Below are 19,529 nucleotides of genomic sequence, written 5' to 3'. Positions count from 1 at the left end.
GCGGGACGCCCCCTGCACCGCCGCCCCCGCGCCCCCCGACCCGGCGCGGGCACGCCGGGTCAGACCTCCGGCGACGTGGGGAGGCTCGTACCGTTCACGCCGCCCTTCGCCTGCATGCGGTCGAAGTAGTTGAAGGTCACTCCGAAACAGACCGACCACGAGTTCGGTGCGATCCCGGACGCCGGGCAAATCCACCGCTTGTAGAACTGGAGCCCGGGCCACGTGTCCAGCTCCGCGGCCGCTTCCGCGGTGTAGACGCCGGATCGATTGTTCCGCACGATCACCGCCGCCTGCACAAGGGTGCTCTCCACGTCGGGCGGGTCGCCCTTGCCCCGGACCACGCAGGCCTGAGCGACCACACCGCTGGTGATCGGGGCGGTATCGCCGCAGACCCAGACCGATGGGGAATGAAGAGTTGGGCTGGTGTTGCCGTACGCGCGCCAGTTACCGGCCGGGTCGGCGGCGGAGGCCGGATTCGCCCCGGCGACGGCGGTGACGGCAACGGTGACGGCAGCCGCGGCATAGGCGGCCAACCTCTTGAACTTCATCGCGAATTCCCCTCATCGAAGGCTGCTGATGAGCCGAACGTAGGGTGATCCGCTCTCGCCTCGCTCTCGTCCCGCTCTCACTCCACATCGGAGAGCGCGGCGCTTCGGGCCACCCGGCGCGGCGCCGGACCGGTTAGCCTGATCCCGGCAGCGGCCCGGAGGAGGCAGATGGGCGCCTGGCTGGACGTCGGCGACAAGGTCGGCTCGATCGTCGGCGCCCTCGTCGGTGTCGTGACGCTCGCGACCCCCGCGGTCGTGATCGTCGCGCGGCGCCACCGCCGGACCACGCCCGCCGCCGCCGAACGTCTTCTCGCCCTCCGGCGGGCCCAGGTCCGCAGCGAGGTCCGGCACCGATACCAGTTCTACGGCACCATGCCGCCCGCCCTCTCCGAGGTCTACGTGCGCCCGCAGCTCACCGACGCCGGCGAAGCCGGGCCGGCGATCCCGGTCGGGCGGATGCTGGCCGCGCCCGCCCACATGGTTCTGCTCGGCGGGGCCGGCGCCGGAAAGTCGGCGCTGGTCGGCACGGTCGTGGCGGAAGAGGCGCGGGCGGCCGTCGGCGGGAAACGCTCCGATGTGGTCACGGTCGCGCTGGCCGCCTCCGACCTGGTCGGCCGGTCGCTCCCGGACGCGCTCGCCCGGGCCTGCCGGGCTCTCGACGCGGACGGGGAACCCGAGTTCGACCGGCCACCGGCCCGTGGCGCGCGCTGGCGCATCATGATCGACGGCATCGACGAGGTGATCGACCCGGCCGCGCGGACGAAACTGCTCTGGTTGCTCAACGAGCGGCTCGGCGAACGACCACACCCGTGGCAACTGATCATCACCACCCGGCCGCTGCCCGACGACGAGATGGCCGGGCTGCGGCGGCCCGGCGTCGGCGTCTTCGAGCTGCAGCCGTTCGACCAGCGCGGGCTGAACGAGTTCGCCACGCTGTGGTTCACGGCGCGTCACCGGGACACCCCGGCGGTGGCGTCCGAGCTGGCCGCCCGTTTCGTGGCCCGGCTGGCGGGCGCGCGGCTCGGGCCGGTCGCCCGGGTTCCGCTGCTGTCCACCATCGCCGCCCTGGTGTTCGAGCAGGAAACCGGGCGGCCGCTGCCGTCGAGCCGGTCCGCGCTCTACGACAAGTACGTCAACCACCTGGTGCTCGGCCGCAACGGCGTACGTCATCTGCGGGAGGCGATCGACGGCGCCCTCGCCGACGGGGGTGCCGGCGCCGAGCGCCTGACCGCCTGGCTCGACCGGGACTTCCCGGCCGCGGTCGGCGGCCTGCTCGACACCCTCGGGGCGGCCTACGTCGGGGATCCGTCGGCCGATCTGGTGGAGTCGGCGCTGGGCTGGATGCGCCTCGAGAGCGGGCAGGATCTGGGCACGCTGTCGCCCGACGGGCCGCGGCTGGTGCGTGACCTGCTGCTGGCGACCGGGGTGATCGTGGCCCGCGGGCGGCAGTTGCGGTTCATCCACCAGAGCTTCGCCGAGTTCTTCGCCGCCCGGCACGCCCGGGACAGCTTCGACGAGCACGAGTGGCGCCGCCTGATGACCAACCCCGGCGCGCGCAGCCTCGGCACCTTCATGGTCGCCGACCGGGACGACGCCGACCGGCTGATCGCCGGCCTCCTCGATCAGGGCATCGATCCGGTCGCGGCCGGCGACCTTCTCGCCGACGGGATTCCGGTACGCGCCGACACGCGCCGCCGCGTGGTCGATGCGCTGGTGGCCGATGTGGAGAGTCCCGAACCGTGGCGGGTGCTGCGTGAGCTGGGCGTGGAGGCGGACGTGGCGAACCGGCTCGCCGAACTCGCGACCGGCGAGAAGACCGACGATCGCACCCGGCTGCTGGTCGCGAGGGTCGTGATCGAGGTCGACGAGGCGCGCGGCGCGCGACTGCTGCGCGAGGTCGCCCGTCAGGTGACCGACCCGGCCGCGAGCCGGATGGTCGGGCCGATGCTCGACGCGTACGGCGCCGGATCGGTCCAGGGGTGGGAGCCCGAGGCCCTGCTCGACCGGTCCGCCGATCCGTTCATCGACGACCGGGAACGCGTCGCCGCCGCGGTCCGGCTCGCCGGCGACGGCGATCCGAGCGCCCTCCTCGGACTGCTGGAGGCGCCCGGCATCAAGGACGACGAGCGGCTGCGGGCGGCGGTGGCGCTCGCCGACCGGGGCGACGACAGCGCGCTGCTGGCGCTGACCGGGGAAGTGCCGGCGGCCGGCTACTACATTCCGCGGTCCGGCACCTATCTGCCCTACCGGGCGTTGCAGCTCCTGCATCGGCGCGACCATCCGCGGGTCGCCGCGTTGCTCAGGACCTTCGTCGAGCGGGTGGGCGGGCCCAGCACGTACGGCGCCGCGGTGATGCTGAGCGAGCGCGGCGACTTCGGCGGGCTCATCGGGCTCACGGCACCGTCGGACGAGCCACCCGAGCTGGCCGAGTCGGCCGCCCGCTACCTGGCACTGCACGGCGACCCGGCGACCGTCGCGCGGGCGGCCCTGGTGGCACGCCCGGAGGCGCGGCTGTGGCTGACCGCCGGGCGGCCGGCCCGGGAAAGCATCGAGTGGTACCTGGTCCGGGCTCGCGCCGGTGACGTCGGAGCGCGTCGGCGCCTGCGGCGGACGGCGGCCCGCGGGCTGTCGCCGCGGGCGCGCCGGCGGGCCCTCTCGGCGCTGGCCGCGCTCGGCGACGCCGGCGGGCTCGACCTGCTGCGGCGGCGGGCCCGCCGCGGCCGCCCGGTGACCCGGCTGCACGCCGCGGTCACCCTCGGCCGGTGGGACCCGGCCGAGCGGTGGCACTCGCTGCGCGAGCTGGCGGTGTCGGCCCGGCCCCGGCTTCGCGTGCGGGCGGCCGCCCGCCTGGCCAACGAGACCGGCGAGCTGGACCCGCTCGCCGGGTTGATCGCCGACGGCGGGATGCCGGCCCGCCATCGCGGGCGCGCGGCCGAGATCCTGGCGAACATCGCCGAGCTGCAGCCGCTCGGCTAGGGCGCGGTGGACGGCGCGTGCAGCTGGGTCAGGTCGCTGAGGGTCTTGTAGTAGTCGATTTTGCCCCGGATGTGGTCGCGCTGGGCCTGCAGCTCGGCGATGCGGGTCTCGACCGCGCGGTCGTGCTCCTCGAGCAGGGCGATCCGGTCGGGGACGGTGTCGTCGTCGCGGGACAGTTCCGCGTATTCCCGCATGCGCTGGATCGGCATGCCGGTGTCGCGCAGGCAGCGCAGGATCTCCAGCCAGCCGATGTCGTCGTCGCGGTATTGTCGCTGGCCGCCCGGGGTGCGGGCGACGCTCAGCAGGCCGATCCGCTCGTAGTAGCGCAGGGTGTCGAGGCTGAAACCGGTCTTCTCGGCCACCTGGCCCGGGGTGTAAGTCGCCATGGCCCATTCTCCCATCGGGGTTGACCTGGAGCGCGCTCCAGGCGGTTGGCTCAGGTCTATGGCAGAGATCGTGTTGGGAGCAATGGAATTCGGGACCCGGATCGGGGAGGCGGAGTCGTTCGCCATCCTGGACCGGTTCGTCGAGCGGGGCGGCCGGTGGATCGACACGGCGAACAACTACTGCTTCTGGCAGCACCCGTCCGGGGTCGGCGGGCAGAGCGAGGAGCTGATCGGCCGGTGGCTGGCGGCCCGGCCCGGCCGGCGTGAGCAGGTGCTGATCAGCACGAAGATGGGCGCGCAGCCGACCGACCCGGCCCGCGGGTCCAAGGCGCGGGAGGGCCTGGCCCCAGCGGTCGTGCGGACCGCGATCGAGCGGAGCCTGCGGCGGCTCGGGACGGAACGGGTGGACCTCTACTGGGCGCACGTCGAGGACCGGGCGGTGCCGCTCGAAGAGGTCGTCGACGTGTTCGGCGAGCTCGTGGCCGGCGGGCTGGCGGCTCGGATCGGGGCGTCGAACCATCCGGCGTGGAGGGTCGAAGCCGCCCGGCGGCTTGCGGCCGCGCGGGGTGTGCCGGCCTGGTCGGCGCTTCAGCTGCGGCATTCGTACGTGCAACCGCGGCCCGGCGCGCCCCTGGTCTCGACCGGGCACCGGATGGTGTTCCCGGAGACGCTCGACTACGTACGCAGCGATCCCGCGCTCGACCTCTGGGCGTACAGCACCTTGTTGAGCGGCGGCTACGTGCGAGCGGACCGGCCGCTGGAGGAGGCGTACGCCCATCCGGGCACCGCCCGGCGGCTGACCGCACTGGCCGCGGTGGCGGCCGAGCTGGGGGTGACCCGCAACCAGGTGGTGCTGTCCTGGCTGCTCGGCGGCGATCCGGTGGTGTGGCCGATCGTGGGCGCGAGCACCGTCGAACGGATCGACGAGGTGCTCGACGCCCGCGATCTGAAACTGGATCCGGCGCTGCGGACCCGCCTCGCACTCGCGTGATCGGCAGGACCGGCCTTAGCGGTCAGGCGCTGGCCGGGGCCGCCTCGGCGGGGACCAGGTCGTCGGCGATCTGTTCGCGGCGGCGCCGCGGCAGGAGGAACGAGGCGACCACCGCGAGCGCGGCCACCGCCGCGCTCACCCCGAAGCTGGCGCTGAACGCGTGGTCGGTCGGGATGCCCTGCGGCGTCACCTGGCCGGTGAGGACGGCGGCGACCACCGCGCTGCCGACGCTGCCGCCGATCGAGCGGACGATCGTGTTGACGCTTGTCGCCTCGCCGGTGTGGCTGGCCGGAACGCTTTCGATGATCGCGTTGGACATGGCGGCGAAGGCGAAGCCGAGGCCGGCGCCGGAGAGGAAGCCGGAGGCCAGCAGCTGCCATGTGGTGTGGTGGGCGAAGGCGGGCAGTGCGAACGCGGCGGTCTCCAGGACCGCGCCGATGATCAGCGGCAGCTTGGGGCCGTAGCGCTTCTCCAGCACCCCGGAGACCGGGCCGAAGACCATCATCATCAGCGTGCTGGGCAGCAGGAACAGGCCGGCCGTGGAGACCGACTTGCCGAAGCCGTAGCCGGTGGCCGCCGGGAGTTCGAGCAGGGTCGGGAGGAGCAGGAAGCTGCCGTACATCGCGAAGCCGAAGGTCAGGCCGACCAGGTTGGTCGTCCAGACGCCGCGCAGGGCGATCAGCCGCATGTTGATCAGCGGCTCCTTGATGCGCAGCTCGGCGACCACGAAGACGATCAGGGCGACCACGCCGAGCCCGATCAGGCCGAGCGTCTTGCCGTCGCCCCAGCCCCAGTCGCTGCCCTTGCTGATCGCCAGCAGCAGCGCGGTGAGCGACACCGAGAGGATCGTGGTGCCGATCAGGTCGAGGCGGCCCGGTGTGCGCACCGGCGACTCCGGCACGCCGAAGATCACGCCGACGAGCGCGATCGCGATCAGGATCAGCGGGAACCAGAACAGCCACGGCCAGGAGAAGTGGTCGACGATCGGGCCGGCCAGCACGATGCCGAGGCCGCCGCCGACGCCGAAGATCGCCGACAGCAGGCCGACGGTGACGCCGACCCGCTCGCGCGGCAGTTCGTCGCGGACGATGCCGATCGCCAGCGGGAAGATCGCGCCGGCCGCGCCCTGCAGGACCCGGGCCATGATCAGCACCGGCAGGTTGGGGGCGAGCGCGGCCAGCAGGGTGCCGGCGGCGAGCACGACCAGGACCGCGAGCAGGACCTTGCGCTTGCCGGCGATGTCGCCGAGGCGGCCGAGGATCGGCGTGAGGACGGACGCCGCCAGCAGGTAGGCGGTGAGCACCCAGGCGATGTTGTCGGTCGAGGTGTGCAGTTCGTGGCCGATCACCGGGAGCGCGGGCGCGACCAGGGACTGCAGGACGGCGAACGACAGGCCGCCGAGGGAGAGGAAGAGCACGACCAGGCTCGTGTTGGCGTGCCGGCCGGTGCGTACCGGAGTCGTCATCGAAGTCCTTTTGTAAACGCGCGCTGACTTAGGCACCTTTTCGCACCCGGGGGATTAAGTCAACAGTCGTTTACCTCACACTCTCCGGTCGGTTACGCTTCCCGCGTGACAGTCAAGGGGCGGCCCCGCGATGCGGCCAAAACCCGGCAGACCTTGCTCGCGGCGGCTCGCCGGCGGTTCGCCGAGGACGGGTACGCGGCGACGACCGTGCGCGAAATCGCCGAGGACGCCGGGGTCAACGTCGCCCTCATCAACCGTTACTTTTCGTCCAAGGAGGGCCTGTTCGAGGCCTGCCTGCACGCGGCCGGAGACGATCTGCGGCGTACGGCGGGAGATGTGCCGCTCGAAAGGGTGGCCGAGGTGATCGCCCAGCAGGTCACGGGTCTGGCCGGCGGCGTGCTGCCGAGCGAGTTGGTGCTGCTGCTGCGCTCGTCGGGCGACGAGAAAGCCGACCAGATCCGCATCGGCATGCTGCGCGCGTCGAGCGAGCGCCTGGCCGCGCTGGCCGGCTGGCGGCCCGACCAGCCGGCGGCCGACGAGCTGCTGCTGCGCGCACAGGTCGTGCTGGCCACCGCGGTCGGCTTCTCGGTGCTGCGCTCGATGACCCGGCTGGAGCCGCTCGCCTCGTCTTCCGAGCAGGATCTCACCGGTCCGATGCGGGACGTGGTCCGCGCTCTGCTTTGATCGAGACATGTCGCCCTTGCGTAAGCTCGGATTCCTCACGATCGGCCTGTTCGACGGGGACGATCCGGGGCCCGGACACGAATCCACCCTCGAGATCATCCAGCTGGGCGAGCGCCTCGGCTTCGACAGCGCCTGGGTGCGCCACCGGCACCTGCAGTACGGCATCTCGTCCCCGGTCGCCGTGCTGGCCGCCGCCACGCAGCGCACTTCGCGGATCGAACTCGGCACCGCGGTCATTCCGGCCGGCTGGGAAAATCCGCTACGCCTGGCCGAGGATCTGGCGACCGTCGACATCCTGTCCGGCGGCCGGTTGAATCCCGGTATTTCGGTGGGGCCGCCGATGAACTGGGATCGCGTGCGCGACGCCCTCTATCCGTTCACGGCCGATGTCGAGGATTTCAGCTACGAGCGGGTTTCCCGCCTGCTCTCCTTCATCCGCGGCGAGAAGGCGACCGACTTCTCCGGCGCCGAAGGCGTGGTCGAGGTGTTCTCGAACCGGGTCGAGCCCTATTCGCCCGGCCTCTCCTCGCGCATGTGGTACGGCGGGGCCAGCCTCCGCTCGGCCCAGTGGGCCGGCGAGAACGGCATGAACTTCCTGACCAGCAGCGTGATCCGGGCCGAGGAGTCGACGGATTTCGCCGAGATCCAGCGGTCGCAGATCCGGCTGTTCCGTTCCCTGAACCCGACCGGCCGGGTCTCTCAAGGCCTGGTGGTCATTCCCACCGACTCGGCGTCGGCCTCCCAGAGGGCCAAATACCTGGCGTACGCCGAGAAGCGCACTCCCCGCACGTCTTCGCCGCAGGGGCCGGCCCGGATGATGTTCGCGCGCGACATCGTGGGAACGTCGGAGGAGATCGCTGACGCGTTGCACGCCCACGCCGGGTTCCAGGAGGTGGATGAGGTCGCGTTCGCGCTGCCGTTCAGCTTCGACCACGACGACTACGTCCAGATTCTCACCGACATGGCGACCCGCCTCGGCCCGGCGCTCGGCTGGCAACCGGCCGCCTGACGGCAACGACGACCCGCTGAGGCCTCAGGAATCTCGCACGGCGCTCTCGACACCGGTCTCGTGGCGGCCCAGGAAGACCGGGTCGCGGTGGGACACGACGTCGAGGATGGCCTTGACGTTGGCGCCGCGTTCGCGGATGACGTCGCGGCGCCACGGTCCGGTGTAGATCTTCACCGAGCTGTCGCCGACGCCGGTCGCGTCGACGCCGAGCGCGCGGCAGAGGGTGACCGCGCGGTCGATGTGGAACGACTGGGTGACCACGATCGCCCGGTTCACGCCGAAGATGCGGTGGGCGCGGGCACACGAGTCGTAGGTGTCGAAGCCGGCGTAATCGAGCACTATCCGCGAAGCAGGGACTCCACGGGCGATCAGGTAGACCTCCATGTCGCCCGGCTCGTCGTACGAGTAACGGCTGTTGTCGCCGGAGAGCAGGATCGCCTTGACCTTGTGGGCGGCGAGCAGGCGCTTGGCGATGTCGAGGCGGGCGGCGAGGAACGGGGAGGGCGAGCCGTCCGCGTACACCTCGGCGCCGAGCACCAGCGCCACCGGCGCGTCCGGAACGTCGGCCTCGGAATAGACCCGGCCGTGCGCGGCCGCCCGCACCCAGATTTCACCACCGGCCACGGCGAGCAGGCCGAGCACGACGGCGATGCCGCCGGCCACGACCGCTCGCCGCAGCCAGCGCCTGATTCCGACCTGGAAGAAGCGCTTCACCCGCGGAAGGGTGCCACGCGGGGTCAAGCGATCTTGAAGTTGGCCTTGATGAGCGACGCCTCGCGGGAACTGGGACCGACCAGCAGCTCGAAGTCGCCCGGCTCGACGACGCGGCGGTTGTCGGCGGTGACCAGCGAACACGAGCTCGCCGGCACCTCGATGGTCGCGATCACCGACTCGCCCGCCGGCACCTCGACCTGCCGGTATGCCTTGAGCTCCCGGTTGGCCCAGGTCACGCTGGTGACCAGGTCACTGACGTACGCCTGGACGGTCTCCAGCGCGGGGCGCGGGCCGGTGTTGGTGAGGCGTACGGTCGCCCGAACCACCCCGTCGGCGGCGACCCGCGGTGTTTCGACCGTGAGGTCGGAATATTCGATCGTCGTGTAATTGAGCCCCTCGCCGAAGACGAAGAGCGGCTCCTGGGTGAGGTCGGCGTAGCGGGTGCCGTGCTGGCCCCGGAGCTGGTTGTAGTAGACCGGCTGCTGGCCGACGTGCCGGGCCACCGAGAGCGGCAGCCGGCCGCTCGGCTCGATCAGGCCCAGCACCAGCTCGGCGATCGCCCGGCCGCCCCGCATGCCCGGGCTGAAGGCCTGGATGATCGCCGCCGCGCCGAGCGCCGACGGGGGCAGCACGGCCGGCTTCGAGTTGAGCAGCACCACGATCATCGGGGTCTTGGTGGCCGCGATGGCGTCGAGCAGGGCGATCTGGCCGCCCTGGAGCTCGAGCGTCGCCGTCGACTTGTGTTCGCCGACCAGGTTGACCGTGTCGCCGATCACCACGACCGCGTAGTCGGCGCGCAGTGCCTCGGCCCGGGCCAGCTCGATGAGGTGCTGGTCGACCGGCGCGGCCTGGGAGATCGGCGGCCGGGGCTGCCCGTCGGGCAGGACCGCGCCGGCCGGGTCGGGCACCAGGCGCTCGATGTCGGCGCCGCGGGCGTGCACGATGTCCCATTCCTTCGGCGCGACCGCCCGGAAGCCGTCGAGCACCGTCTCGGTCATCTCGCGCGGGTGGCCGTCGGGCATCCAGTCGATCTGGCCCGAGTTGCCCGCCCAGTCGCCGAGGTTGGCCTGCACGTCGTCGGCGTTCGGGCCGAGCACCGCGACGCGGCGGAAGCGGTCATTGTTTTCCAGAGGAAGCACGCCGTCGTTCTTGAGCAGAACCAGCGAGCGCCGGGCCAGCTCGAGGTTGAGCTCCTGGTGTTCGGCGATGCCGATGACCTCGCGCTGGCGCTCCGGGTCGGGCACGCGCGGGTTTTCGAACAGGCCCATCTCGAACTTCAGGCGCAGGATGCGCCGGACCGCGCCGTCGATGTCGGCCTCGGTGAGCAGGCCGCGCTCGACCGCCTCCTGGGCCCCCTCGAAGAAGCCGGGGGTGGTCATGATCAGGTCGTTTCCGGCCCGCACGGCCACCGCGGCGGCCTCGGCGTAGTCGGCGCAGACCTTCTGCTCCCAGACCATGCGGCCGACGTTGTCCCAGTCGGTGACCAGGGTTCCCGAGAAACCCCACTCCTGTTTGAGCACGTCGTTGAGCAGCCACTTGTTGGCCGTGATCGGCACGCCGTCCATCGACTGGTAGCCCAGCATGAAGACCTCACAGCCCTCGCGCGCGACCCGCTCGAAGGGCGGCAGGAACCACGAGCGCAGCTTGCGCGGGCTGATGTCGGCCTCGCTGGCGTCGCGGCCGCCCTGGGTCTCGGAATAGCCGGCGAAGTGCTTCGCGGTGGCCAGGATGGCGGTCGGGTCGCTGAGCCCGTCGCCCTGGTAGCCGCGGACCATGGCCGAACCCAGCTCGCCGATCAGGAACGGGTCTTCGCCGAACGTCTCGTCGACCCGGCCCCAGCGCAGATCGCGGGTGATGCAGAGCACCGGCGAGAAGGTCTGGTGGGTGCCGGTGGCGGCCACCTCGACGGCGGTGACCCGGGCCATCCGCTCGACGAGCGCCGGGTTCCAGGTCGCCGCCATCGCGAGCTGGCTCGGGAAGATCGTCGCCCCGGGCCAGAACGAGTGCCCGTGGATGCAGTCTTCCGCCGTCAGCAGCGGGATCTGCAGGCGGGTCTTGGCGACCAGGTCGATCGCCTCGAGCATCTTGGCCGGCGAGGTGTGCAGGATCGAGCCGGCCAGCTTCTCGCTGACGATCTCCTTCACGTCGCCGCGGGCGTCGAGCTGGAGCATCTGCCCGACCTTCTCGGCCAGGGTCATCCGGCCCAGAAGATCGTCGACTCGCTGGTCAGCGGGTAGAGCTGGGTCTCGATAGGGGGCGTCGAGGGACACGCGTGCCTCCGGTCGTCACGACCGCGGTGGCACGGTCATCCAAACACGAACGATCGCGAGTCTTCCAGCTCGGAACCGGTTCCGGCACCCCGACACGGTTCCGGAACTGTTCACTCAGTTATCTGGGTCGCTCTCGTCGATGCTCGGAACCTCCAGGCCCGCTGCCTCGATGGCATCGAGTCTTGCCTGCTCAGCCTCCTTCTCGCGCTCGACGAGGGTGGCGTATTCCACCAGGGCGGAGGGGTTGTCGGCATCCTCCAAATGGTCGAAGAAACGCTGAGTAGTACGGACCGCCTCGGAGTACGCCAGGGCAGCTTCACGGATCGCGACGATCGTCTTGTCGGCCATGGCGACAGTCATATCACCCTTGCCTCGGCTTGTGCCGCCTTGTTCCTCCGCCCGCGAGTTGATACGGTCCTTTGCATAGTCATGCGGAGGTTGTTATGGCCAGGGTTTCGATATGAGCTGGCGAGTAGCGGTGGCCGGGGCCAGCGGTTATGCGGGGGGAGAGCTCCTCCGACTGCTCGCCGGGCACCCGGAGTTCGATCTCGTGGCGGCCACCGCGCACGCGCAGGCCGGTTCACACGTCACTGCCGTGCACCCCCAGCTGGTCGGCCTCGACCTGACCCTGGGCACCACCGATCCTGCCACTCTCGGCGAGTCTGACCTGGTGTTTCTCGCTCTGCCGCACGGGCAGTCGGCGGCCGTCGCGGCCCAGCTGCCGGCCGGAGTCAAGGTGGTCGATCTCGGTGCCGACTTCCGCTTGCGCGACGCGGACCAGTGGGATCGTTACTACAGTGGACCCCACGCCGGCACCTGGACATATGGGCTGCCCGAGCTGCCCGGCCGGCGCGAAGAGATCAAACAGTCTTCCCGGGTGGCCAACACGGGTTGTTATGCGGCGACGATCACACTGGCGCTCGCCCCGCTGATCGCTGACGGGCTCGCCTCCCCCGACGACGTCGTGGTGGTGGCCGGTTCCGGCACCTCGGGCGCCGGCCGGGGGGCCAAGGTCAACCTGCTCGGCAGCGAGGTGATGGGCGACCTCTCTCCCTACAAGGTGGGCGCCCACCAGCACGTCGCCGAGATCAAGGAAAACACCGGCGCGACGTCGCTCTCGATGACCCCGATGCTGGTCCCGATGCCTCGGGGCATCCTGGCGACGGTCACGGCGCGATTCAGCCCCGACCGGTTCGCCGAGGAAGGCGACCCCCGCGAGGTGCTCCAGCGGGCATATGCCGACGAGCCGTTCGTGCACGTGCTGCCCGAGGGGCAGTGGCCGCACACCGCCGCGACCAGCGGTTCCAACTCCTGTCATCTGCAGGCCACGGTCGACGTCGACTCGGGCCGCATCGTGGTGCTCAGCGCCCTCGACAATCTCGGCAAGGGCGCGGCCGGCCAGGCCGTGCAGTGTGCCAACCTCATGTTCGGCCTGCCCGAGACGATGGGCCTGTCCGTGTTCGGAGTCGCCCCGTGAGGGCTCGCGCGAACACAGGAGGAATTCGGTGACCGTTACCCACCCCAAGGGCTTCCGGGCCAGCGGCGTCGCCGCCGGTCTGAAGCCCTCCGGCAACCCCGACGTCGCCCTGGTCGTCAACGACGGTCCCGACTACACCGCGGCCGGTGTCTTCACCGGCAACCGGGTCAAGGCGGCCCCGGTGCTCTGGAGCCAGCAGGTGCTCAAGGGCGGCGTGGTCCGCGCCGTCGTGCTCAACTCGGGCGGCGCCAACGCGTGCACCGGCTCGCAGGGCTTCCGCGACACCCACGCCACCGCCGAACACACCGCGGCCGTGCTCCGCGGGAGCGTGTCCGGTTCCCGCGGGCTGCCGCAGCTCATCGGGCCGGCCGACGTCGCGGTCTGCTCGACCGGCCTGATCGGCGAGCTGCTCCCGATGGACAAGCTGCTGCCCGGCGTCACCTCGGCCGCCAAGGCGCTCGCGGCCGACGGCGGCGAGCGGGCCGCCGAGGCGATCATGACGACCGACACGGTGGCGAAAAACGCGGTGGTCCAGCGCGAGGGCTGGTCGGTCGGCGGCATCGCCAAGGGCGCGGGCATGCTCGCCCCGGCACTGGCCACGATGCTGGTGGTGATCACCACCGACGCGTCGGCCGGCACCGAGGTGCTCGACGCGGCGCTGCGCCAGGCGACCCGGGTCACCTTCGACCGCATCGACGCCGACGGCTGCATGTCGACCAACGACACCGTGCTGCTGCTGGCCAACGGGGCCTCCGACGTGCAGCCCTCGGCCGAGGAGCTCGCCGCCGCGGTCACCGAGGTCTGCCACGGCCTGGCCCAGCAGCTGATCGGCGACGCCGAGGGCGCGACCAAGCACATCGCCATCCGGGTCGAGGGCGCGGCGAGCGAGGCCGACGCGGTCGAGGTCGGCCGCACGGTCTGCCGCAACAACCTGGTCAAGACGGCGCTGTTCGGCAACGACCCCAACTGGGGGCGCATCCTGGCCGCGGTCGGCACCACCTCGGCGCGGTTCGAGCCCGACCGCATCGACGTGGCGGTCAACGGCGTCTGGGTCTGCAAGGGCGGGGCGGCGGCCGCCGACCGGTCCAAGGTCGACCTGAGCGGGCGTGACGTGCAGATCACGATCAACCTGCGCGAGGGCGAGATGGACGCGACGATCTGGACGACCGATCTCTCGCACGCCTACGTCCACGAGAACTCGGCGTATTCGTCATGACGACGCCCCTGGAGAAGGCCGGCGTGCTGATCGAGGCGCTGCCCTGGCTCGAGCGCTTCCACGGCACGACGGTGGTGATCAAGTACGGCGGCAACGCCATGATCAACCCGGAGCTGCAGGAGGCGTTCGCGGCCGACATGGTCTTCCTGCGCTACGCCGGCATCAAGCCGGTGGTGGTGCACGGCGGCGGACCGCAGATCAGCCGCATGCTCGACCGGCTCGGCATCGTCAGCGAGTTCCGCGGCGGTCTGCGGGTCACCACGCCCGAGGCGATGGACGTGGTCCGCATGGTGCTCACCGGGCAGGTCGGCCGCGAGCTGGTCGGCCTGATCAACCAGCACGGCCCGTTCGCGGTCGGCCTGTCGGGCGAGGACGCCCGGCTCTTCACCGCCGTGCGCCGTCAGGCCACGGTGGACGGCGAGCTCGTCGACATCGGGCAGGTCGGCGACGTGGCCCAGGTCGACACCTCGGCCGTCGACGACCTGATCGCGGCCGGGCGCATCCCGGTCATCGCCAGCGTGGCTCCCGACGCCATGGGCGTGCTGCACAACGTCAACGCCGACACCGCCGCCGCGGCTCTCGCGGAGGCACTCGGCGCCCGCAAACTGGTCGTGCTCACCGATGTGCCCGGCCTCTACACCAACTGGCCGGAGACCTCGTCGCTGACCTCGTCGATCGACGCCGACGCGCTGGAGAAACTGCTGCCCAGCCTGGAGGCCGGCATGGTCCCCAAGATGGAGGCGTGCCTGCGCGCGGTGCGCGGCGGAGTCCCCGCCGCTCACGTGGTCGACGGCCGGGTGCCCCACTCGACGCTGCTCGAAGTCTTCACCTCGGAAGGGGTTGGAACGATGGTGGTCCCCTCATGACCTCGCTTATCGAACGCTGGGCCCAGACCGGCATGAACAACTACGGGACCCCCCAACTGGCCTTCGTCAAGGGCGAGGGCGCGGTGCTGACCGCCGAGGACGGCAGGCAATACATCGACTTCCTCGGGGGCATCGCCGTCAACGCGCTCGGCCACGCCCACCCGGCCGTCGTCGAGGCGGTGACCCAGCAGATCAAGTCGTTGGGCCACGTCTCCAACCTCTACGTCGCCGAGCCCGCGGTCGCGCTGGCCGAGCTGCTGCTCGCGCTGGCCGGCCGCACCGGCCGGGTGATCTTCGGAAACTCGGGGGCCGAGGCCAACGAGGCCGCGTTCAAGCTGTCCCGGCTCACCGGCCGCACCCATGTGGTGTCGACCCACGGCGCGTTCCACGGCCGCACCATGGGCGCGCTCGCGCTGACCGGGCAGCCGTCCAAGGCCGGGCCGTTCCGCCCGCTGCCCGGCGAGGTCGAGCACATCCCGTTCGGTGACCTCGCCGCCCTCGACGCCGCGGTGAGCGACCGCACGGCGATGGTCATTCTCGAGCCGATCCAGGGCGAAAACGGTGTCATCGTCCCACCGGTGGGCTATCTGGCCGGTGCCCGCGAGATCTGCACCCGCAACGGCGCCCTGCTGGTGCTCGACGAGGTGCAGACCGGTATCGGCCGCACCGGGCACTGGTTCCACCACCAGAGCGAGGGCGTCGAGCCCGACGTGATCACCCTGGCCAAGGGCCTGGGCGGTGGCCTCCCGATCGGTGCCTGCGTCGCCTTCGGGCCGGCCGCCGAGCTGTTCACGCCCGGCTCGCACGGCACCACCTTCGGCGGCAACCCGGTCGCCTGCGCGGCCGGCCTCGCGGTGATCCGCACGATCGCCGGCGACGGCCTGCTCGACCACGTCAAGCGGGTCGGCGAGCAGCTGCGCGGCGGCATCGAGGGCCTGGGACACCCGCTGGTCAACGGCGTGCGCGGGGCCGGACTGCTGCTCGGCATCGTGCTCAACCAGCCCGAGGCGCCCCGCCTCGCGGCCGGCCTGACCGAAGCCGGTTTCCTGGTCAACGCCCCCCAGCCGGACGTCATCCGGCTTGCCCCGCCGCTGATCGTCAGCGCCGAGCAGGCCGATGCCCTCATCAGCGCATTGGACGGTGTCCGGTGACCACCCCTGCCCCCAGAAATAGGCATTTCCTGCGCGACGACGACCTCAACCCCCAGGAGCAGTCGGCCGTCCTCGACCTCGCGGCGGCGATGAAGGCCGACCGGTTCGCCTACCGTCCGCTCGCCGGGCCGCGCTCGGTGGCGGTCTTCTTCGACAAGGTCAGCCTGCGCACCCGGCTCTCGTTCGAGGCCGGCATCGCCGAGCTGGGCGGTCAACCGATCATCGTGGACACCCAGGCCACCCACTTCGGCCGGGGCGAGTCGCTCGCCGACGCCGGCCGGGTCGTCTCGCGCTACGTCGCGGCCATGGTCTTCCGCACCACCGGCGACGAGCGGCTGACCGAGCTGGCGTCCGGCGTCAAGGTGCCGGTGATCAACGCGCTGACCGACGGCTACCACCCCTGCCAGCTGCTGGCCGATCTGCTCACCATCCGGGAGCGGCTGGGCGGCACCAAGGGGCGCAAACTGGCGTACGTGGGCGACGCGGCCAACAACATGGCGCACTCCTACCTGCTGGCCGGCGCGACCGCGGGCATGCACGTCCGCGTGTCGGGGCCCTCCGGCTTCGATCCGGCGGCCACGGTGGTCTCCCGGGCGGCCGAGATCGCGGCCTGGACCGGCGGCTCGGTCGAGGTGCTGCGCGACCCGTTCGAGGCGGTCGACGGCGTCGACGTGGTGGCCACCGACACCTGGACGTCGATGGGCCAGGAGGACGACGGACGCGACCGGCTGACCCCTTTCCGGGCCTACCAGGTCAACGACAAGCTGCTCGCCCGGGCCGCCGGCGACGCGATCGTGCTGCACTGCCTGCCCGCCCACCGGGGCGAGGAGATCACCGACGACGTCCTCGACGGCCCGCGGAGCGCCGTCTTCGACCAGGCCGAAAACCGTCTGCACGCGCAGAAGGCGTTGCTCGCCTGGCTGCTGTCGATCAACGAGGGCGGCCCGGCATGACCGCCCGCACCGAGTGGCATCCAGCCGCGCCGACCGACGGCAGGCGCAAGGAGGGCACTGCATGACCGCGCCGGTGACCCGCGCCGGGCGACACGCCCGGATCGTCGAACTGCTCCGCGAGCAGGTGGTGCGCTCGCAGACCGAGCTCGCCGAGTTGCTGTCCGACTCCGGCGTGCAGGTCACCCAGGCGACCCTCTCCCGCGACCTCGAGGAGCTCGGAGCGGTCAAGATGCACGGCGGCTACCTGATCCCGGAAGACGGCAACCGCCCCCTCCGGGAAACCACCGGCACCGGCCCGGCGCGCCTGCTCCGGCTGCTGCGCGAACTGCTGACCGGGGTCGATTCGAGCGGCAACATCGCGGTGCTGCGTACCCCGCCCGGCGCGGCGCAGTTCCTGGCCAGCGCGCTCGACCGGTCCGGGCTCACCGATGTCGTCGGCACCATCGCCGGCGACGACACGATCCTCGTCGTGGCCCGCGACGACGGACCCGGCTCGGGCGCGGCGCTCGCCGCCAAGCTGGGCGGCTGGAGCCGATCCGACCTCGACAATCTCTCGGAGAGTGTGCAGTGACCGATCAACCGCTGGTGGAGGCACACTATCCGGACTTCGCCGACCACGTTCAGGGGCTGGTCGGGCAGGAGGTCGAGTTCTTCCTGGCCTCCAACGAGACGCTGCGCGAGCACCTCAACGAGACGCCGTACGGCCACCGGCTGACCTGGCTCGACTTCACCGAGACCAGCGACCGGAAATGGTCGAAGAAGGAGTTCCTCAACCTCTTCAACGTGATCAACGGCATCGCGTTCGGCGACCGGGGCATCCCGATGCCGCAGTGGGTGATGGTCGATCTGATCCTGATGCCGTCGGCCGCGGTCATCGCCGGGCTGCCGCAGGAGGCCTTCGCGGCCATGGTCGAGCGGTCCACGTTCCGGTTCGACACCGACGTCAAGGAGCACCTGCGCGCGGTGCAGGAACGGATGCGCCAGTCCGGCTACACCGGGCCGGTCCCGGTCGGCGGTTACTGCGCCGCGCCGAGCGCGGCCCCCGGCACCTGGGTCGGCTGGTCGCTGTGGTCGCTGATGCCCGCGGTCGGGCTGGGCCAGGCGGCCAAGGCGCTCGCCCTCTCCGCCTACCGCGCGCGCAAGCTCGACGGCGTGACGCAGTACGACAACAGCGCCCTGAAGGTGCACACCCGCTTCGGCGCCCTGAAGATCCTGGTCGCCACCGTTCCCTTCCACACCTCGCCGGGCTCGTTCGTCTACGAGAGCGACTTCACCGCCGAGATCGGCGCGCACGGCGGGGCCGAACCGACCTTCCTGCTCGACCCGTTCGACTACGAGCGGCAGTCGGCCATGCAGAAGGCGATCGAGGCCGGCCGCAGCGACTTCTATCTGCTGCCCCCGGGCCACGTGCCGCTGAACGGCCGGCCGTTCGTTCCCATTCTTGAGATTCCGACTACCTAGGGATACCCCACGATGAGCAAGCGCAAGATCGTCGTCGCGTTCTCCGGCGGCCTGGACACCTCGTACGCCGTGGTCTCGCTCCGCGAGCAGGGCTGGGAGGTGATCACCGCGAACATCGACACCGGTGGCCTGCACAGCGGCGAGGGCGAGTCGGTGAAGGCGCGGGCCGAGGAACTCGGTGCGGTGAAGCACGTCATCGTGGACGCGCGCGAGGAGCTCTACGCCCGGGTCATCACGTACGGGGTCAAGTCGAACTACCTGCGCAACGGCGGCTATCCGTCCTGCGTGGGCGCGGAGCGGATGATCCAGGCCGAGAAGGTCGTGCAGGTCGCCCTGGAGAACGGCGCCGACGCGGTCGCGCACGGTTCGACCGGGGCCGGCGCCGACCATGTGCGCTACGACGCCGTCATCCGCGCGCTCGCGCCGCAGCTCGAGATCGTCACGCCGATCCGCGACGAGCGGCTCACCCGCGAGCAGGAGACCGAGTTCCTGACCTCGCGCGGGTACGCGGTGAGCGCCAAGACCACGACGTATTCGATCAACGAGGGCCTGATCGGCACCACGATCGGCGGCGGCGAGACGTACGGGAGCTGGGAGTATCTTCCCGAGAGCGCCTGGACATACACGAAGTCGATCGACGAGGCGCCGGCCGAGGGCGTGGAGCTGCTGCTCGGCTTCGAGAAGGGCGAGGTCGTCTCGGCGACCACCACCGACGGCGCCCCGATCGACGGCACCGGGCCGGGCACGCCCAACTACGCGATCCTCAAGGCGCTCAACGCCCTGGGCGGCGAGCACGGCGTCGGCCGCGGCATCCACATGGGCTCGACCATGGTCGGCAACCTGGCCCGGGTCGGTTTCGAGGCGCCCGGCATGCTGATCCTGATCGCGGCCCACCGGGAGCTGGAGCGGCTGGTGCTCAGCAACCGGCAGCAGGCCACCAAGGCGACCCTCGGCACAACCTACGGCGACCTGCTGCACGAGGCGGTCTACTACGACCCGATCCTCGACGACTTCCGGGCGTTCCTCGACTCGAGCCAGACCCGGGTGACCGGCGAGGTGCGGGTGCGGCTGCACAAGGGCAGCGTGGTGCTCCTCGGCAGCCGCAGCCCCTTCAGCCTGCTCGAGGCGGCGGCCCGCCAGGGCGTGGTCTACGGCTACGGCTCGTCGCTGTGGACCGGCGAGGAGGCCCGCGCCTTCGCCCACATGTATGCCATGCCCGGCGCGATCGCGCAGATCGCGGGGCGGGGAGATGAAAAGCCGGTCGACTGACCACCCGGACCGCAGGCCCGGCCCCACGACGCCGGCCAGCCGCCCTTATTCGGCCGACCCGGCGCAGGTGCTCGGCTGCGGCCGGTCGGTTGG

Annotated in this window: 18 protein-coding genes; 12 read left to right on the top strand and 6 right to left on the bottom strand. The window is 71.3% G+C overall.

The features are described 5' to 3' along the window. Nucleotides 1-59: 59 nt before the first annotated feature. A complete protein-coding gene (locus tag AB0M88_RS11960; RefSeq protein WP_364099382.1) occupies nucleotides 60-548 on the bottom strand; it encodes a hypothetical protein in 489 nt (162 codons plus the stop codon). Nucleotides 549-716: 168 nt separating this feature from the next. Between AB0M88_RS11960 and AB0M88_RS11955 the strand changes: the two genes are divergently transcribed. After that, a complete protein-coding gene (locus tag AB0M88_RS11955; RefSeq protein WP_364099380.1) occupies nucleotides 717-3,524 on the top strand; it encodes a hypothetical protein in 2,808 nt (935 codons plus the stop codon). On the opposite strand, the gene AB0M88_RS11950 is transcribed toward AB0M88_RS11955, so the two are convergent. Continuing rightward, nucleotides 3,521-3,910, bottom strand: a complete 390-nt coding sequence (locus tag AB0M88_RS11950; RefSeq protein ID WP_364099377.1) for a MerR family transcriptional regulator — start codon at nucleotides 3,908-3,910, stop codon at nucleotides 3,521-3,523. The two genes, AB0M88_RS11955 and AB0M88_RS11950, sit on opposite strands and share 4 nt — an antisense overlap. Here AB0M88_RS11950 and AB0M88_RS11945 point away from each other — a divergent pair. Then, nucleotides 3,909-4,901: an aldo/keto reductase gene (locus AB0M88_RS11945; RefSeq protein ID WP_364099374.1), complete on the top strand. Its 993-nt coding sequence runs from the start codon at nucleotides 3,909-3,911 to the stop codon at nucleotides 4,899-4,901. The genes AB0M88_RS11950 and AB0M88_RS11945 overlap by 2 nt on opposite strands. A 22-nt stretch (nucleotides 4,902-4,923) precedes the next feature. Here the strand turns inward: AB0M88_RS11945 and AB0M88_RS11940 are convergent, their stop codons facing one another. Beyond that, the gene (locus AB0M88_RS11940) at nucleotides 4,924-6,366 is read right to left on the bottom strand and encodes an MFS transporter (RefSeq protein ID WP_364099371.1); all 1,443 of its coding nucleotides are present in this window, start codon (nucleotides 6,364-6,366) and stop codon (nucleotides 4,924-4,926) included. Between the two features lie 105 nt (nucleotides 6,367-6,471). Between AB0M88_RS11940 and AB0M88_RS11935 the strand changes: the two genes are divergently transcribed. Further along, nucleotides 6,472-7,050: a helix-turn-helix domain-containing protein gene (locus tag AB0M88_RS11935; RefSeq protein ID WP_364099368.1), complete on the top strand. Its 579-nt coding sequence runs from the start codon at nucleotides 6,472-6,474 to the stop codon at nucleotides 7,048-7,050. 7 nt (nucleotides 7,051-7,057) lie between these two features. Continuing rightward, a complete protein-coding gene (locus tag AB0M88_RS11930; RefSeq protein ID WP_364099365.1) occupies nucleotides 7,058-8,059 on the top strand; it encodes an LLM class flavin-dependent oxidoreductase in 1,002 nt (333 codons plus the stop codon). A gap of 24 nt (nucleotides 8,060-8,083) precedes the next feature. On the opposite strand, the gene AB0M88_RS11925 is transcribed toward AB0M88_RS11930, so the two are convergent. From AB0M88_RS11925 to AB0M88_RS11915, 3 genes are all read right to left on the bottom strand, one after another. Next, nucleotides 8,084-8,773 carry an ElyC/SanA/YdcF family protein gene (locus AB0M88_RS11925; protein ID WP_364099363.1) on the bottom strand — a complete coding sequence of 230 codons (690 nt, stop codon included), beginning with the start codon at nucleotides 8,771-8,773 and terminating at the stop codon, nucleotides 8,084-8,086. Nucleotides 8,774-8,796: 23 nt separating this feature from the next. Next, nucleotides 8,797-11,043, bottom strand: a complete 2,247-nt coding sequence (locus AB0M88_RS11920; protein ID WP_364099360.1) for a glycoside hydrolase family 3 N-terminal domain-containing protein — start codon at nucleotides 11,041-11,043, stop codon at nucleotides 8,797-8,799. A gap of 114 nt (nucleotides 11,044-11,157) precedes the next feature. Continuing rightward, nucleotides 11,158-11,391, bottom strand: coding sequence for a hypothetical protein (locus AB0M88_RS11915; protein ID WP_364099357.1), 234 nt, complete (start codon nucleotides 11,389-11,391; stop codon nucleotides 11,158-11,160). 112 nt (nucleotides 11,392-11,503) lie between these two features. On the opposite strand from AB0M88_RS11915, the gene argC reads away from it, so the two are divergent. The 8 genes from argC (at nucleotide 11,504) to argG (ending at nucleotide 19,436) form a co-directional block, all read left to right on the top strand. Further along, nucleotides 11,504-12,520 (top strand): N-acetyl-gamma-glutamyl-phosphate reductase, encoded by a 1,017-nt coding sequence (gene argC / locus AB0M88_RS11910; protein ID WP_364099355.1) that lies wholly within the window; start codon nucleotides 11,504-11,506, stop codon nucleotides 12,518-12,520. Nucleotides 12,521-12,548: 28 nt separating this feature from the next. Then, entirely contained in the window at nucleotides 12,549-13,736 is a 1,188-nt protein-coding gene (argJ, locus tag AB0M88_RS11905; protein WP_364099352.1) for a bifunctional glutamate N-acetyltransferase/amino-acid acetyltransferase ArgJ, read from the top strand. Continuing rightward, on the top strand, nucleotides 13,733-14,602 hold the full coding sequence (gene argB, locus AB0M88_RS11900) for an acetylglutamate kinase (protein ID WP_364099349.1): 870 nt from the start codon (nucleotides 13,733-13,735) through the stop codon (nucleotides 14,600-14,602). Before argJ ends, argB begins: the two co-directional genes overlap by 4 nt. Then, nucleotides 14,599-15,753, top strand: a complete 1,155-nt coding sequence (locus AB0M88_RS11895; protein WP_364099346.1) for an acetylornithine transaminase — start codon at nucleotides 14,599-14,601, stop codon at nucleotides 15,751-15,753. The genes argB and AB0M88_RS11895 overlap by 4 nt, the downstream gene beginning before the upstream one ends. After that, a complete protein-coding gene (argF, locus tag AB0M88_RS11890) occupies nucleotides 15,750-16,706 on the top strand; it encodes an ornithine carbamoyltransferase (protein WP_364099343.1) in 957 nt (318 codons plus the stop codon). The genes AB0M88_RS11895 and argF overlap by 4 nt, the downstream gene beginning before the upstream one ends. Before the next feature lie 61 nt (nucleotides 16,707-16,767). After that, entirely contained in the window at nucleotides 16,768-17,277 is a 510-nt protein-coding gene (locus AB0M88_RS11885) for an arginine repressor (protein ID WP_364099340.1), read from the top strand. After that, complete coding sequence (locus AB0M88_RS11880; RefSeq protein ID WP_364099337.1) at nucleotides 17,274-18,167, top strand: hypothetical protein; 894 nt, start codon at nucleotides 17,274-17,276, stop codon at nucleotides 18,165-18,167. Before AB0M88_RS11885 ends, AB0M88_RS11880 begins: the two co-directional genes overlap by 4 nt. 12 nt (nucleotides 18,168-18,179) lie before the next feature. Further along, nucleotides 18,180-19,436, top strand: coding sequence for an argininosuccinate synthase (argG, locus tag AB0M88_RS11875; RefSeq protein WP_364099334.1), 1,257 nt, complete (start codon nucleotides 18,180-18,182; stop codon nucleotides 19,434-19,436). The last annotated feature ends 93 nt before the right edge of the window (nucleotides 19,437-19,529 follow it).

The organism is Actinoplanes sp. NPDC051411, assembly GCF_040682075.1.
GTDB lineage: Bacteria > Actinomycetota > Actinomycetes > Mycobacteriales > Micromonosporaceae > Actinoplanes.
This window is presented reverse-complemented; position numbering and strand designations above follow the sequence as displayed.